The sequence below is a fragment of the Streptomyces sp. NPDC002640 genome (genome assembly GCF_053592575.1).
In genome coordinates this window covers 1-13,937 of record NZ_JBSFVZ010000010.1, presented here as the reverse complement: position 1 = coordinate 13,937, position 13,937 = coordinate 1, and the positions used below count along the sequence as shown (strand labels likewise).

General features: G+C 74.4%; 17 protein-coding genes and 1 pseudogene. 10 read left to right on the top strand and 8 right to left on the bottom strand.

Annotation, left to right across the window (positions count from 1 at the left end):
* The first annotated feature begins 121 nt into the window (after nucleotides 1-121).
* On the top strand, nucleotides 122-769 hold the full coding sequence (locus tag ACWD3O_RS15310; RefSeq protein WP_451416176.1) for a maleylpyruvate isomerase family mycothiol-dependent enzyme: 648 nt from the start codon (nucleotides 122-124) through the stop codon (nucleotides 767-769).
* A gap of 428 nt (nucleotides 770-1,197) precedes the next feature.
* Nucleotides 1,198-1,503, top strand: coding sequence for a peptidoglycan-binding domain-containing protein (locus ACWD3O_RS15305; protein ID WP_451408838.1), 306 nt, complete (start codon nucleotides 1,198-1,200; stop codon nucleotides 1,501-1,503).
* A 138-nt stretch (nucleotides 1,504-1,641) separates the two neighbouring features.
* Here ACWD3O_RS15305 and ACWD3O_RS15300 read toward each other — a convergent pair whose 3' ends face one another.
* Entirely contained in the window at nucleotides 1,642-2,538 is an 897-nt protein-coding gene (locus ACWD3O_RS15300; RefSeq protein WP_451416175.1) for an AraC family transcriptional regulator, read from the bottom strand.
* Nucleotides 2,539-2,587: 49 nt separating this feature from the next.
* On the opposite strand from ACWD3O_RS15300, the gene ACWD3O_RS15295 reads away from it, so the two are divergent.
* The gene (locus ACWD3O_RS15295; protein ID WP_451416174.1) at nucleotides 2,588-3,040 is read left to right on the top strand and encodes a DUF2000 family protein; all 453 of its coding nucleotides are present in this window, start codon (nucleotides 2,588-2,590) and stop codon (nucleotides 3,038-3,040) included.
* A gap of 175 nt (nucleotides 3,041-3,215) precedes the next feature.
* Nucleotides 3,216-3,956 (top strand): SDR family NAD(P)-dependent oxidoreductase, encoded by a 741-nt coding sequence (locus ACWD3O_RS15290; protein WP_451416173.1) that lies wholly within the window; start codon nucleotides 3,216-3,218, stop codon nucleotides 3,954-3,956.
* Here the strand turns inward: ACWD3O_RS15290 and ACWD3O_RS15285 are convergent.
* Together ACWD3O_RS15285 and ACWD3O_RS15280 are read right to left on the bottom strand one after the other, a co-directional pair.
* Nucleotides 3,949-4,317 (bottom strand): hypothetical protein, encoded by a 369-nt coding sequence (locus ACWD3O_RS15285; protein WP_451416172.1) that lies wholly within the window; start codon nucleotides 4,315-4,317, stop codon nucleotides 3,949-3,951. The genes ACWD3O_RS15290 and ACWD3O_RS15285 overlap by 8 nt on opposite strands.
* A 131-nt stretch (nucleotides 4,318-4,448) precedes the next feature.
* Entirely contained in the window at nucleotides 4,449-5,888 is a 1,440-nt protein-coding gene (locus ACWD3O_RS15280) for an FAD-binding oxidoreductase (RefSeq protein ID WP_451416171.1), read from the bottom strand.
* 263 nt (nucleotides 5,889-6,151) lie between these two features.
* Between ACWD3O_RS15280 and ACWD3O_RS15275 the strand changes: the two genes are divergently transcribed.
* From ACWD3O_RS15275 to ACWD3O_RS15260, 4 genes are all read left to right on the top strand, one after another.
* Nucleotides 6,152-6,889, top strand: coding sequence for an SOS response-associated peptidase (locus ACWD3O_RS15275; protein ID WP_451416170.1), 738 nt, complete (start codon nucleotides 6,152-6,154; stop codon nucleotides 6,887-6,889).
* 79 nt (nucleotides 6,890-6,968) lie between these two features.
* Complete coding sequence (locus ACWD3O_RS15270) at nucleotides 6,969-7,400, top strand: glutaredoxin domain-containing protein (RefSeq protein WP_451416169.1); 432 nt, start codon at nucleotides 6,969-6,971, stop codon at nucleotides 7,398-7,400.
* 86 nt (nucleotides 7,401-7,486) lie between these two features.
* Nucleotides 7,487-7,642 carry a hypothetical protein gene (locus tag ACWD3O_RS15265; RefSeq protein ID WP_451416168.1) on the top strand — a complete coding sequence of 52 codons (156 nt, stop codon included), beginning with the start codon at nucleotides 7,487-7,489 and terminating at the stop codon, nucleotides 7,640-7,642.
* A 35-nt stretch (nucleotides 7,643-7,677) separates the two neighbouring features.
* The gene (locus ACWD3O_RS15260) at nucleotides 7,678-8,115 is read left to right on the top strand and encodes an ankyrin repeat domain-containing protein (RefSeq protein ID WP_451416167.1); all 438 of its coding nucleotides are present in this window, start codon (nucleotides 7,678-7,680) and stop codon (nucleotides 8,113-8,115) included.
* 15 nt (nucleotides 8,116-8,130) lie between these two features.
* Here the strand turns inward: ACWD3O_RS15260 and ACWD3O_RS15255 are convergent, their stop codons facing one another.
* Nucleotides 8,131-8,676 (bottom strand): GIY-YIG nuclease family protein, encoded by a 546-nt coding sequence (locus ACWD3O_RS15255; RefSeq protein WP_451416166.1) that lies wholly within the window; start codon nucleotides 8,674-8,676, stop codon nucleotides 8,131-8,133.
* Nucleotides 8,677-8,871: 195 nt separating this feature from the next.
* Here ACWD3O_RS15255 and ACWD3O_RS15250 point away from each other — a divergent pair, with 195 nt between their 5' ends.
* Both ACWD3O_RS15250 and ACWD3O_RS15245 read left to right on the top strand, forming a co-directional pair.
* On the top strand, nucleotides 8,872-9,798 hold the full coding sequence (locus ACWD3O_RS15250; protein WP_451416288.1) for a phosphorothioated DNA-binding restriction endonuclease: 927 nt from the start codon (nucleotides 8,872-8,874) through the stop codon (nucleotides 9,796-9,798).
* Nucleotides 9,799-9,861: 63 nt separating this feature from the next.
* Nucleotides 9,862-10,518, top strand: coding sequence for a DUF1963 domain-containing protein (locus ACWD3O_RS15245; RefSeq protein WP_451416165.1), 657 nt, complete (start codon nucleotides 9,862-9,864; stop codon nucleotides 10,516-10,518).
* Nucleotides 10,519-10,596: 78 nt separating this feature from the next.
* On the opposite strand, the gene ACWD3O_RS15240 is transcribed toward ACWD3O_RS15245, so the two are convergent.
* The 4 genes and pseudogenes from ACWD3O_RS15240 to ACWD3O_RS15225 all read right to left on the bottom strand — a co-directional run.
* Entirely contained in the window at nucleotides 10,597-10,995 is a 399-nt protein-coding gene (locus tag ACWD3O_RS15240; RefSeq protein ID WP_451416164.1) for a VOC family protein, read from the bottom strand.
* Entirely contained in the window at nucleotides 10,992-12,557 is a 1,566-nt protein-coding gene (locus ACWD3O_RS15235; protein ID WP_451416163.1) for a PH domain-containing protein, read from the bottom strand. The genes ACWD3O_RS15240 and ACWD3O_RS15235 overlap by 4 nt, the downstream gene beginning before the upstream one ends.
* A complete protein-coding gene (locus ACWD3O_RS15230; protein WP_451408812.1) occupies nucleotides 12,554-13,087 on the bottom strand; it encodes a PH domain-containing protein in 534 nt (177 codons plus the stop codon). Before ACWD3O_RS15230 ends, ACWD3O_RS15235 begins: the two co-directional genes overlap by 4 nt.
* Before the next feature lie 258 nt (nucleotides 13,088-13,345).
* Nucleotides 13,346-13,834, bottom strand: a pseudogene (locus ACWD3O_RS15225) (sugar nucleotide-binding protein); the annotation flags it as partial.
* Between the last annotated feature and the right edge of the window lie 103 nt (nucleotides 13,835-13,937).

The following is a 13,937-nucleotide window of genomic DNA, read 5'->3' as shown; positions in this document are numbered from 1 at the left end:
ACCGCGGTCGTGGAGAATCAGGAGCACCGGGAGCGATCACTTACCGCCGTCACCGGAGTCACCCTTCTCCCGGCGCCCTCTCCTCCGCGGTGAGGGCCGCGCCCCGAGACAGGAGACCCCCATGACCGACCTGGCGACGACGGCGGACATCTGGCGCTCGATCCACGCCGAACGCGCCGCACTGGCCGCCGACCTGGCCTCCCTGCCGGAGGAGCGGTGGGCGACGCCGTCGCTGTGCGCCGGGCTCACCGTGCGCGAGGTGCTGGCCCACCTCACCGCGGGCGCCCGCCTGAACGCCGTGCGCTGGATGGCCGGAGTGATCCGCTGCCGCTTCGACTTCGACCGGCAGGTCGCCATGCGTCTCGCCGAACAGCTCGGCCCCACCCCCGCGGCGACCCTGGAGCGCTTCCGGAACACCGTGGGGAGCACCACCAAGCCGCCGCTGCCCGCCATCGCCATGCTGGGGGAGACGATCGTCCACGGCGAGGACATACGGCGCCCGCTGGGCATCACCCGCGCCTACCCGGTCGACGTGGTCACCCCGGTGGCCGAGTACTACGCGGGCACCGACATGGTGGTCGTGGCCAAGGGCCGCATCGGCGGCCTGCGGCTCGTCGCCGACGACGGTCCCTTCGCGACGGGCGCGGGGGCGCCGGTGTCCGGTCCCACGCCGGCCCTGGTGATGGCCATGACCGGCCGCGCCGCGCACTGCGACGACCTCCGGGGCGAGGGCGTGGACCTCCTCCGCGGCAGGTGCGGGACGACCTGACACCGCCCTCGGCGGCGGACCCGTTCCTGCCCGACAGCGGGCAGATGTCGCGAGCTACGGGTGCCGCGGAGCGGCGTGCGGCGGGTGTCCCGGTCGACTGCCCGATCCGGCCATTCGCCTCCCGGCCGGGGTACCGGCGGTCACGGGGCTGAACAGGGGAGCGCGGCGAACGACGTGGAAAGGATCGCGTCACGCCCGAGATCGCCCATTGCCGCCGTGACGGCACGTGACAAGGATTGTCGTCACGGCGACGGAAATCGCGAGAAATGCGTCGCCGGACCGAAAAGCAGTCTTTCCGTCACCCGTCACCGAAAGGCCACGACGATGGAATTCCGTCGCCCCGCACCCCGGGCACCGCTCGCCCCCGCGCCCGCCGACGGCGCTCCCGCGGTGGCGGCCGGACCCGCGGCGGCGCGTCCGGTGGCACGGTGACGACCGAACCCGCCGCCGGACCCTCCGACAGCGCCGAGGCGCCGCGAGGGCCCGCCGGCTGGTACTGCGGCTTCGACAAGCGGGTCATCCCGCCCACCGTGTCCTACGGGTGCACCGGAGTCACGGTCCGCGAGGCCCAGTGCCTGCTGCTGGCCCTCGGCTACAACGTGGGCCATGCGGGGATCGACGGCGTCTTCGGCCCCGGCACGCGGTCGGCGGTCCGCGCCTTCCAGTCCGACTACGGACTCCTCGTCGACGGCATCGTCGGCCCGCGCACCTGGAACGGGCTGCGGTACTACTGAGAGCCCGCGGCAATGGGAATGCGAACCCCAGGAATTACGGCCCGCCGGTGTCGCACCCGAAAACCTCGGCCGGAATTCCCCGACCGGCACGCCGAATTGCGCCGTTCCCTCCGCGTCGCCGCCGATGACGCGACTCGCTCACCCGTCGCCGTCGCCGTCGCCGTCGCCGTCGCCGTCGCCGTCGCCGTCGTCGTCGTCCGGCATCCGCCCGCGCCCGTACCGGCCGGGGGTGACCCCGAGGTGGCGGCGGAAGTGGCGGGTGAGGTGGGACTGGTCGTGGAAGCCCGCCGCGACGGCCACCTCCGCGGCGGGCATGCCGTCGAGGAGGAGCCGCCGGGCCCGATCGATCCTGCGGGCGGTCAGGTACTGATGGGGCGGGATGCCGAAGACGGCGCCGAAGGCCCGCACGAGGTGGGTGGGACGGGCCCCCACCACTCGGGACGCCTCGTCCAGGGTGAGGCCCTCCACCACGTGCTCATCGAGGAGTTCGCGCAGCCGCCGGGCCACGCCCCGGCCATCTGCGGCGGTGGGCGGGGACCCGGCCGCGGGGCCGCGGGGGCGCAGGTGGCCGCGCAGCCGCTCGGTGATCAGGGCGAGCCGGCTCTCCGTCTCCAGCTCGTCGCCCGGCCGCGCCAGCGACGTGTGCAACCGGGCGACGCGGTGCCGCAGGACCGGATCGGACAGGTCCGGACCGTCCACCGCCGGGCCCACCAGGCTCTCGTCCAGCCGGCTCAGGTCCAGGTACACGACGCGCTTGCGGAACCCCTGCGGTGTCGCCGGCGCGCCGTTGTGAGGCACGTGCGGCGGCAGCAGGGTCACCACGTCCCGCCGCGTACCGTGCCGCCGGTGCCGCTCCAGGTCGTAGCGGACGGCACCGTCATCGACGATCAGCAGCGTCCACGTGTCGTGCACGTGCATCGGGTAGGCGTGCTCGGCGAAACGGGCGTGGAAGACCTCCACCACCCCCGACACGCGCGGCCGCCACGCCGTCACCTCTGTCCGCTCCGTCCGCTCCGTCCGCGGCCCCGCACCCATGTCAGGAACGTACAAGACGGCGCCCCGCACCGGCGGCGATGCTCGCACCATGAGATCCGAGACCACCGGCAGCGCCCTGACCGCCCCGCAGACCCGCTGCGACACCAAGATCGCCGTCCTGCTCCGCGACGACCTGGAGCCCTGGCAGCGCCTCAACGTGACCGCCTTCCTGGTCAGCGGCCTCGGCGCGGAGCTGCCCGAGCTGATCGGCGAGCCCTACGCCGACGCAGACGGAACCCCCTACCTGCCGATGTTCCGCCAGCCCGTGCTGGTCTTCGAGGGCACAAAGGAGACTTTGACCGCCGCGCACGGCCGCGCCCTCTCCCGCGCGCTGCCCCGCGCCGTCTTCACCTCCGACCTGTTCGCCACCGGCAACGACCACGACAACCGCGCCGCGGTCCGCGCCGTCCACCGCGACCAACTCGACCTGGTGGGCCTCGCCGTCCACGGCCCGCGCAACCCCGTCGACAAGGTCCTCAAGGGCGCACGCATGCACCCGTGAGGCCGGACGGCCGGGCGACACGGCCCGCACCGCGACCCGCACCAGGCCCCCGGATCACCGGCGTCGCTCCGGCAGCGGCGACAGCCCGACCGGTCACCCTCGTCACCGTCGTCTGCACCCGCTGAAGGCGCACCTCGCCGCAGCTCGGGGCCGTCGGCGTGACAGGATCCGCGGAATGAGCAACGAACGAGCGGAACGGCCGGTCGCCCTGGTCAGCGGGTCGACGTCGGGCATCGGCGAGGCCGTCGCGCGGAGGCTGGCGGCCGACGGGATGCGGGTCGTGGTGCACTCGCGCTCCAGCGTGGCGGCCGGTGAGGCACTGGCGGCCGAACTCGGCGGGGAGTACGTGCGGGCGGACCTGGAGGTGGAGGACGAGGCCCGCGCGCTGGTCGGGACCGCGCTCGACCGGTGCGGTCGACTGGACGTGCTGGTCAACAACGCCGGCATCAGCTGGCCCGTCCCGCACGCCGACCTCGCCGCCGCGACCCCCGCCGACTGGCGGCGCCTCCTGGAAGTCAACCTGATCGCCCCCTGGGTGCTCTGCACCGCCGCGCTCCCCGCCCTGCGCGAGGCCCCCGGCGGGGGCAGCATCGTCAACATCACCAGCCACGCCGGGGTGCGCCCCAAGGGCTCCTCCGTGCCGTACGCGGCGAGCAAGGCCGCGCTCAACCACGTGACACGGCTGCTCGCCGCCGCGCTCGGCCCCGACGTGCGGGTCAACGCGGTCGCGCCCGGGCTGGTGGACACGCCCATGACCAAGGACTGGGCGGACGCCCACGCACTCTGGCGCGAGCGCTCGCCCATGCGCCGCCCCGCCCGGCCGGCCGACGTCGCCGACCTGGTGGCCTCCCTGATCGCCGCGCCCTACCTCACCGGCGAGGTCGTCGTGCTGGACGGCGGACTGAACCTCACCTGACCACCCCTCGGCGGAACTCGTGCACGACCTCGATCGGGCCGACGATGTGCGCGTTGAAGTCGTCCAGCTCCTCCGCCGGCACCCACAGTTCGAGGATCGTGCGCCCGCCCGCCTGCCGGACCGGGTACCGGCGCAGGAAGGCGGAGTCGACCTCGAACCGCGTGACGTAACCGGCCCCGTCGTGCTTGACGTTCCAGTCCCGCGCGATCCGCACCGCGTAGTCCTCGTTCAGCACCGGGTAGAAGATCGGCTGCTCCGGCAGCCGCGGCGGCCAGGCACGCCACCCCGACTCGCGCACCAGCTCCAGCTCCTTCGTGCCGGTGGGGCGCCACAGGGTCGTCGTCGGTCGGGGGCTGGTCATCGGAACGGCTCTCCTGGTTTGGGCGGACGCCGGCAGCGCCCGCCGGGAGGACCGACGCTAACGGCAACCGGAGGCGGTGACCAGCGGGTTTCGTCGACCTGGGGGGCCGGCCCGGGCCCCGGCCGGGCGGCTCAGGCAGCGGCGGGACGGATGTTCTGGTTCCGGTGGAAGAGGTTCTCCGGGTCGTAGGCGCGCTTGACCTCGGCCAGCCGGTCGTAATGGCCGCGGTACGTCGCCCGGACCCGCTCCGTCCCCTCGTGCTCGCCGATGAAGTTGACGTAGCCGCCCCCCATCGAGTGCGGGTGCAGCGCCTCCCAGTAGTCCACGCACCACCGGCGCAGCGCCTCCGCGTTGGCCGGGTCCGGGTCGATGCCGGCGATCACGCCCGACCAGACGGCGTCCCGGTAGGCCCAGGCCGTGTCGTCGGCACCCACCCGGTGGGCGGCGCCGTCGATCGGGTAGAGGTGCATCGTCGACAGCCCGCTCGGCAGGTCCGCCCCGAACCGCTGGTGCACCTCGACGGCCCCGTCGGAGATGTCGTCGAAGAAGTCGCCCCGCCAGTACCACTGCAGGCCCTTCGGGAGCAGGTCGTCGAACATGCTCTGCAGGGCGGGCAGCGGCAGGGGCGCGGTGAAGTGGAAGGCCGCGGGCGCCGGTTCGTTCACGGCGGCGAGCAGCCGCTCCAGCCGGTCGCCCTCCCGCTCCCCGGCCCAGCACCAGACCACCGCCGCGACGGTCCGCCCGTACATCTCCTCCGGGAACGGCGGCCCGGGCGGCACGGACATCGCGGCGTAGAAGCCGTTGAGCTCCTCGGGCGCGGCCGGCAGGAACTCGCGGTACCAGCGCAGCACGTCGGAGGCGCGGTCGACCGGCCACGCCGTCAGGCCCACGGTGACCGTGTCCACCGGGTGCAGCCGGAACGTGAACTCGGTGACCACCCCGAAGTTGCCCCCGCCGCCGCGCAACGCCCAGAAGAGATCGGGGTGTTCGTCCTCGGACGCGGTCACGAAGGAACCGTCGGCGAGGACCACGTCGGCGGAGAGCAGGCTGTCGACGGTCAGGCCGAACGTGCGGGTGAGATGCCCGTGGCCGCCGCCCAGGGTCAGGCCGCTCACCCCGGTCGTCGAGTTGATCCCGGACGGAAGGCCGAGGCCGAAGGTGTGCGCCGCGTGGTCGAGGTCGCCCAGCTGGCTGCCGCCCCCCACCTGGGCGGTCCGTGCCTCGGGGTCCACCCTGACCCAGCGCATCGGCGACAGGTCCAGGGCCACCGCGTCGTCCGCCACCCCCAGCCCCGGCCCGCTGTGGCCGCCCCCGCGCACGGTCAGCTCCGCGCCCGTGTCCCGGGCCAGCGACAGCACCGCCCGCACGTCGCCGACGTCCACGCAGCGCGCCACCGCGGAGGGGCGCCGGTCCACCATCGCGTTGTAGACGCTGCGCGCCTCGTCGTAACCGGGGTCACCGGGGGCGACCACCTCGCCCCGCATCGCCTGGCGCAGCTTGTCCAGCACCGCCGTGTCCAGCGCGTCCGTCGCGCCTCCGGCGCCCGTGGCGCCGTTGCCGGTCGTGGCCATGATGCACACCTCTGTCCGGAGTCCGTGAGCGGCGGACGGACTCAGGGGCACGCGACGTCCGGCAGGGCCGAGCGGATCGTGGCGCGACGGGCCGTTCGCGCTCGGTATCTCGGTATCTCGGTATCTCGCCGTTCCATTCTCCCTCCGCCCCGCGGGCCCGTGCACCCGGACGGCGGCAGGGCAGCCCGTGCGGCACGGTCAAGGGGGTGCGCCGGTACCGGGAACACCCCCGACCGCGGGGCGGACCGTGCCAGAGTGGAGGCATGTGCGGCCGATACGTCTCCACCCGGAGCCCTCAGGAACTGACCAAGCTCTTCGACGTCGCCGAATGGCGCCCCGAGGAGACCCTGGAGCAGAGCTGGAACGTCGCCCCCACCGACCCGGTCTACGCCGTCCTGGAGCGCGCCCGGAAGGGAGCCGAGGACGACACGCCGGTACGCCGGGAGCTGCGGACCCTGCGCTGGGGCCTGGTGCCCTCCTGGGCGAAGGACCCGAAGATCGGCTCGCGCATGATCAACGCCCGCGTGGAGACCGTGCACGAGAAGTCCGCCTACCGCGCCGCGTTCGTCCGCCGCCGCTGCCTGCTCCCCGCGGACGGCTTCTACGAGTGGGAGCAGGTGAAGGACGAGCAGACCGGCAAGGTCCGCAAGCAGCCGTACTTCATCCACCCCACCGACGGCGAGGTGATGGCCCTCGCCGGGCTGTACGAGTACTGGCGCAACCCCGAGGTCAAGGACGGCGACGACCCGGCCGCCTGGCTGCTGACCTGCACCATCATCACCACCGAGGCCACCGACGCGGCAGGCCGCGTCCACCCCCGGATGCCGCTCGCCCTCACCCCCGACCACTACGAGGCCTGGCTCGACCCCCAGCACGACGACACCGCGCACCTCCGCGACCTCCTCACCCAGCCCGCGGAGGGCCGCCTCCACGCGCGCCCCGTCTCCACCGCCGTGAACAACACCCGCAGCAACGGGCCGCAGCTCCTCGAAGCGGTCTGACTCGACGGTGCCGTCGCGCCTCGCTGCCCCGCCCAGGGCGGCGCGACGGCATCGTCGACCGGTCGGTAGGGTCGCCCCCATGGCCCGCCCCTGGGCGCTCCCGGCGCTCTTCCTCACCGCCGGCGCCCTCCTCGCCGCCGCGCGGCTGTCCCGCGGCGACGTCGACGTCGCCGTCGCGACCCTGCTCGCCTTCGCGCTGCTCGCCGGCGTGTACTCGCCGCTCTCCTTCCCGCGGCCGGTGACGGCCGCCGAGGCGCACCGCCGCAGCCAGGCCGACGGCCGGCCCGTCGTGTTCTGGCGCCCCGGCTGCACGTACTGCCTCCGCCTCCGTCTCCGGCTGGGCCGCCGCGCCCGCGAGGCACACTGGGTCGACATCTGGCGCGACCCGGCCGCCGCGGCGGAGGTCCGGGCCGCGAACGACGGCGACGAGACCGTACCGACCGTGCTCGCCGCCGGCCGGTACCGCACGAACCCCGCGCCGGGGTGGGTACGCGACCAGCTCCGCCGCTGACGAGGCGACCCCCTTCTATTGACATTCGATAGATCGTTGCCGATAGTCGATAGGTAGATGTGGTGGCCCACCCTGGGGGGAACTCGATGAAGACGGCCGTGCCGGCAGGCATCAGCGCGATCGGACTCGCGCTGATGGTGCTCATGATCACCACGGAGGGCGAGCCCGGCGCGCTGCCGCTGTTCCTGGTCGTCCTGGGCGCCGTGTGGTTCGCCGTCGTCCGCCTCAGGCGAGCCGGGTAGCCCCGGCGTATGCGTTCTCGTCAGCTTCGGCGGTCATGAAGCGGCGCGCGCAGAAGAAGCTGTCCCGTCGGCTGTTCGAGGCGGTGCTGGCCGGCGACGTCCCGCGCACGCGGGCCCTGTTGCGCAGGGGGGCGAGTCCGGAGGGGCGGAACGGTGAGGGCGCCACTGCGCTGTACCTGGCCTCGGTGCAGGGCGAGGCCGAGGTGGCCCGGGTGCTCATGGAAGCCGGAGCCTCGCCCGACACCGAGAGCCGTGGCCTCGGCTCGGAGGGCACGCCGCTGTGCGCGGCCGCCTGCTGGGGGCACACCGCGACGATCCGCCAGCTGCTGGCCCACGGCGCCGATCCCCACCTGCGGGAGGACCACGGCACCGGCATGTCCCCGCTGGAATGGGCGAACCGCGGACCGCACCCGGAGGCTGCCGGGCTCCTCCGGGCGGCAGAGGCGCAGGCGGCGACGCGCCTGTCTCGGTGACCGGTGCCGCCCCCGCTACGCGGTGACGGGCAACTCCCGTGCCGTGGACCTGGCCTGGGCCCGGATGCTCCGGAGCCGCCCGTAGAAGGCGTTGTGCCTGTTCTGGTCGATGTTCAGCGGCAGGTCGAGCTCGGCTATGAGCCGGGACTCCAGGGCGGTGGGCTCGGCGTGCTCCACCCAGCAGACGCGCGCGTTGTCCGCCATCCACCGGCTCAGCTCGGCCTCGCCCTCCCTGCCGAAGGTCAGGCGCCGGCCGCTGCCGACCCGGCGGAGCTCCAGGCCGAGCAGGCAGCCGAGCGAGAGCCGCAGCGTCGAGCCGGCGGCGTTGCCCCGGCAGTGGTAGCGCACCCGTGTGGCCAGGTTCTGCGTGCTGGTCCCGGTGGTCGTGCGACGCGGAGCCATGCCGACGTAGAGCAGGCGCCCGCCGGGCAGTTCGGGGTGCGGGGGCTTCTCGAAGTGCCAGCCGTACACGCCGGCGGCAGCCGGGACCGGGCCGGGGCTGGACAGCACCTCCTCGACGGACCAGAGCCTGTCGGGGTGGGCGAGGGCGGTGACGTCCACGGAACCTCCAGAGGGGCGGCACGGCTTCCGGCCGGTGGCGCCGCCGTGGCGGGCCGTGCCGACCGCGCACCGCCCGGCGCAGAAAGATCGTCAGCTTATAGTGCTGCACCATGGCGCGGGGAAGGATCGTGCACCCGTGCGCGGACGACAGGGGGCGGTGTGGGGGAGCGCGGTGGCGAGGCCGGGCCGGGGCGGATGACGCGGGACGAACTGATGCGCCGGCTCGCCGCGTTGCGGCAGGCCCAGATCGGCGGCAGGCGGGCGCCGCACAAACCGCTCCTGGTGCTGTGGCTGCTGGGGAGGTTCGCCGGGACGGGCACCACCCACGTCTCCTACGACGAGGCGGAGGAACCCGTCAGCCGGCTGATCAACGACTTCGGGCCGACGGTGAGGAGCCCGGGCCGGGCGCGGGAGCGGGCCGCCATGCCGTTCGTCCACCTGGAGCGGGCCCTGTGGGACGTACGGGACCAGGAGGGGCGGGAGATCGGCCCCGACACCGCAGAGCGGGGCGGACGGCTCCGGGCGCGGGGCGCGCACGGACGGTTGCGGCCGGACGTGGAGCTGCTGCTGTCCCGGCCCGGGGTGCTGGGACAGGCCGTCCGGCTGCTGATGGACCAGCACTTCACCCCCGCGCTCGAGCCGGCGATCTGCGAGGCGGTCGGCCTGGACCCGGCGGGCCTCGGCGCAGTCGCGGACCTGGCCGTGGAACGCGGACGACGACGGAAGCGGCGGGCCGGGTTCACGGAAGAGGTGCTGCACGCCTACGCGTACGCCTGTGCCTTCTGCGGGTTCGACGGGGCCCTCGGGCGGCACCCGGTGGGGCTCGAGGCCGCCCATGTCCGGTGGCACAGCCAGGACGGGCCCGACGAGGTCGCCAACGGGCTGGCGCTGTGCGCCCTGCACCACACCCTGTTCGACGTCGGGGTGCTCGGCCTCCGGCCCGATCTGCGCATCCAGGTCTCCCCGGTGTACGTGGCCCGGAGCGAGGCGGGCCGGGCGGTCGACGCGCTCCAGGGGCGGCCGGTGGCCGCACCCCGGCCCGGACGGCCGAGGCCGGCACCGGTGCACGTCGAGTGGCACGCACGGCAGGTCTTCAAGAGCACCGGAGCCGGGGCGGCGTAGGCCGCGCACGCTGCCGCCGACCCGGCCGGCGGTGGAGCCGTGCGGGGTCGGTAGTGTCCAGGCATGACGACGACATTGCTGACCTACGCCGGGCCCGCGGAGCCGGAGGCGCTGGTCACGCGCACCGGGGGAGTGCCGCTGGCTCCCGCCGGGACGGCGTGGCCGATGTGCGCCGAATGCGAGGGGCCGATGCAGTTCCTGGCCCAGTTCCTGCTCGACGGCCCGACGCGGCCCACGGCACCCGCCAACGGGCGGGCCGGGCTCGTCATGGCGCTCTTCATGTGCCAGACCGACCCCGGCATGTGCGAGGCGTGGAGCCCCACCGACGGGGCCAACGCGCTGCACCTGTACCCCGCGGAGGGGCTGACGCCGATCCCCGCGCCGGCGGCGGAGAGCGAGGAGATGCTGTTCCTCGGGGAGGCCAACGCCGTGGAACTGACGGAGTCGCCGCTGGACGACTACGGCAGCGCCCGCGAGGAGTGGGCCGCCGTCGACGGGCGGACGCTGCGGCACGTGCTGGGTCAACTCGGCGGCCGGCCGGAGTGGTTGCAGGCCGACGAGACGCCGTCCTGCGGGAGCTGCCACCGACGCATGGACCTGGTGGCCCAGTTGGAGGAAGGCCCGAACCACGCCACGGCGATGAACTTCGGCGGCAACGGGGTGGCGTACGCCTTCGTCTGCGGGCCGTGCGGCGAGGGCGCCTTCCTCTGGCAGTGCTAGGGGCCTGCCTCCGGCGGTGCTGAGGACCGGCACCCGGAGCCGGTCAGCCGGTCAGCCGGTCAGCCGGTCGGCCGCCGGTCAGCCGGCGGCGGGCGCCAGCGTGCGCAGCACGTCGAACTCGTTGCCCTCGGGGTCGGCCATGACCACCCAGGTGCGGTCGGTGCCCTCGCCCGCGTCCACCGTGGTGGCCCCCAGCTCCAGCAGCCGGGCCACCTCCTCCCGCGTGCCGCGGTCGACCGGGCTGACGTCGAGGTGGAGGCGGTTCTTCACCGCCTTGCCCTCGGGCACCCGGACGAACAGCAGGGTGGGCGGCATCTGGCGGGCCCGGACCTGCTCCACGGTGGGGGTCCAGGAACCGATCTCGACCTTCCCCTCGCCGCGGTCGATCACCTGGAAGTCCAGGACCGCGCACCAGAAGGCCGCGAGCCGCTCCGGGTCGTGGCAGTCGACGACCAATTCGGTGAACCTGCTGGTCATGGTGCCCCCTCGGAGTGCGGATGTGGGCCGAGCCTACGGGTGGCCCGCGCGTCCGGCACGACCGGTGCCCGGACCAGGAAGGGCTCCAGCAGCCCCGGAACGGCCTCGTCGGCGAAGCGCAGCCCTTCCGGGAGCAGGACGTCCTTGACGTGGTAGGCGCCGCGCCCGCCCGCCGTGGTGGCGGTGAGCCGGCTCAGCCTCGAGCGGCGGTGCCACGCCCATTGAGTGATGTTCCAGCCGATCACCCCGTCGCGGCGCAGGGCGACGGTGCGGCGCTTGAGGGTGCCGTGCCGGGTGACCAGGTAGCGGCCGGTGACGCCGTGCCCGAGGTTGCGGTGGGCGTCGACGGCGAACGGGGCGCCCGCCGCCCAGACGACGAGGGCCGCGATCCAGCCGGCGTGCACCAGGACGGGCGTCAGCAGCACCCCGAGCAGTACCAGGACGCCGCCGACGCCGAGGCCCGCGAGGAGGACCAGGCGCAGCATGCGGTGCAGGGCGAGCCGGGTGTGCGGCAGGAGACGCACCGACTCGGTCGGGTCCCGCTCCTCGCCCAGGACCGCGGCGGCGACCCGGTGCGCCTCGGCCAGGGGAGCGGGAGGCAGCAGCGCGCCGGTGTTGTGGACGCGCAGCTCCTCCTCCACGGTGCCCGCGCCCGTGGCGACCGCGTAGGTGTACGCGCCGCCGCCCCGGCGCAGCAGCAGCGGCTCGGCGATCTCCACCCCGCGCAGCCGCTCCTCCTCCAGCGACACCGAGCGGGTCACCACCAGCCCGCGGGCGGCGCGCAGCGTGCCGTTCGGCTCGCGCGTCAGGCGGAAGTCCCACCACATCTCGACGTACAGCCCGAGCGCCCCGACGACGCCGGCCGTCAGCACCGCCAGGACGGCGAGCGGGACGACCGTGAGCAGGTCGGCCGAGCCGGTCAGCCAGGAGATCAGGCGCGGGACCAGCACGGTGTCGGGTTCGGCGCCGAGCAGGTCCAGCAGGTTGTAGAGGCCCCCGACGGCACTGAGGCCGAGGAGGAGCGGCACGACCGACAGCGGGGCGAACCGCAGCCAGCTCCACCGGATCCGCGCGAGGGTGGCGCTGTCGCCGCCGTCCTCACCCGCACCCCGGCCGCGCAGCAACCGCTCGCCCAGCGCGTCGGAGTCCCGCACGGCGAGCGCGTCCAGGGTGAGCACCGCGTCCTGCCCGGAACCGACGCGGTGACTGGTGCCTATCCTGACCGTGCGGATGCCGAGGATGCGGTGCACCGGGTTGGCCGACACGTCGACGCTCCGCACCCGCTGCCGGGGGACGGACCGGTGGCTGCGCACCGCCACACCGGTCCTCAACTCGACGCGTTCGGAGGTGAGGCGGTAGGTCGTGCGGTGCCAGCGGATCCCCTCGTAGGCCGGCAGCCAGAGCGCGGCCGCCGGGACGGCCGCGTACAGCCACCACGGCGCGTCGCGCCACCACAGGACGGCGAGGGCGACGACGCCCAGCAGCGCGCACCAGACGGCGGTGGCGACGACGATCCGGGGATCCAGGCGCCGCCAGCCGGCGGAGTCGCCGGAGCCGTTCATGTCGCGTCGCCCGGGGTCGCCCGGGTGATCCGGGTCAGCTCCTCCGCCAACTCGCGGGCGAGCGCGTGGTCCAGGCCGTCGATCGTCACCGGTCCCGCCGCCGAGGCGGTGGTGACGGTGACGGTGGACAGCCCGAACAACTGCTGCAGCGGCCCTCGGACGGTGTCGACCGTCTGGATGCGCGACAGCGGCGCGATCCGCCACTGCTGCCGCACCCAGCCCGCCCGGGTGAACACCGCCTCCCCCGTCGTCTCCCAGCGGTGCACCCGGAACCGCCAGGCCGGCATCACGGCGGTGTAGATCAGCCCGGGAACGCCGACGACGGCCGCGGAGAACAGCAGCCACCCGCGGGCCGGAGGGACCAACTGGGCCAGCACGCACAGCACGAGGACCGGCGGGGCGACGGTGAGCACGGCCTGCGCGGTCCACCAGAGGACCGCGCGGCGGTCCACGGCGCGGCCGGGGGGCCGCAGGACCAGTTCCGTGCCGGGAGGCACGGCGGACGGGGCGTCCGGCGTGGCATCGGTCATCGTCGCTCCGGGGGACGTCTCGTACGGGCCGGCCATGACCGTACCCCCGGCTGGTCCGCTACCGGGACGGCGGCGGGACGCGCCCCCTCCTCAGCCGACGGGCGTCGGCCGGTCGGAGGGGACCGCCCCCTCGCCCGCGGGCCGTGCGCCGTAGGCGCCACCGTCACCGCCGTCACCGCTGTCACCGCTGTCACCGCCACCGCTGTCACCGCGGTCAACGCCGTGTCCGCCGTGTCCGCCGTCGTCGCGGTCGGAGGCGGCGAGGAACTCGCGCGCCCCGCGGAGTCGGGTGCGCAGCCGCCGCAGGGTGGCGCCGCAGTCGAGCCGGACGTCGAGGGGGCCGGGCACGGAACTCCCGGCCCGCAGGCCCGCGCGCAGCCGGGTGCCGTCGAGGCCGTCGCGCCGGGCGATGAGCAGGCCCAGCTCGTACCGGTTCAGCGCGTCCGGGCCGGCGAGGTGGACCATGCCCGCCGCGTCGGACAGCGCCACCTCCCACAGGGCGGCGGCCAGGTCGTCGACGTGGACGGGGCAGCGGACGTCGTCGGTGAAGAGGACCCCCTCCCGCGTGCCGGCCGCGAGGTCGCGGACCAGGCGTTCGTGCTCGGACCTGCCGTGACCGACGATCAGCGAGGTGCGGGCCACGACGGACCCGTGCAGCAGGAGCCGCACCGCGGTCTCGGCGGCGGCCTTCGCGGCGCCGTAGGGGGAGACGGGGTCGGGCAGGCAGGTCTCGTCGTAGCGCACCCGCGTGATGGTTATCTCGGGTTTGTTTGGCGTCGTTGCAGCTCAGGGCGTCGCTGCTGTGTGAGGGACGTTAGCCACGGTCCCGCTTCAAATAGGGTGACGGAGT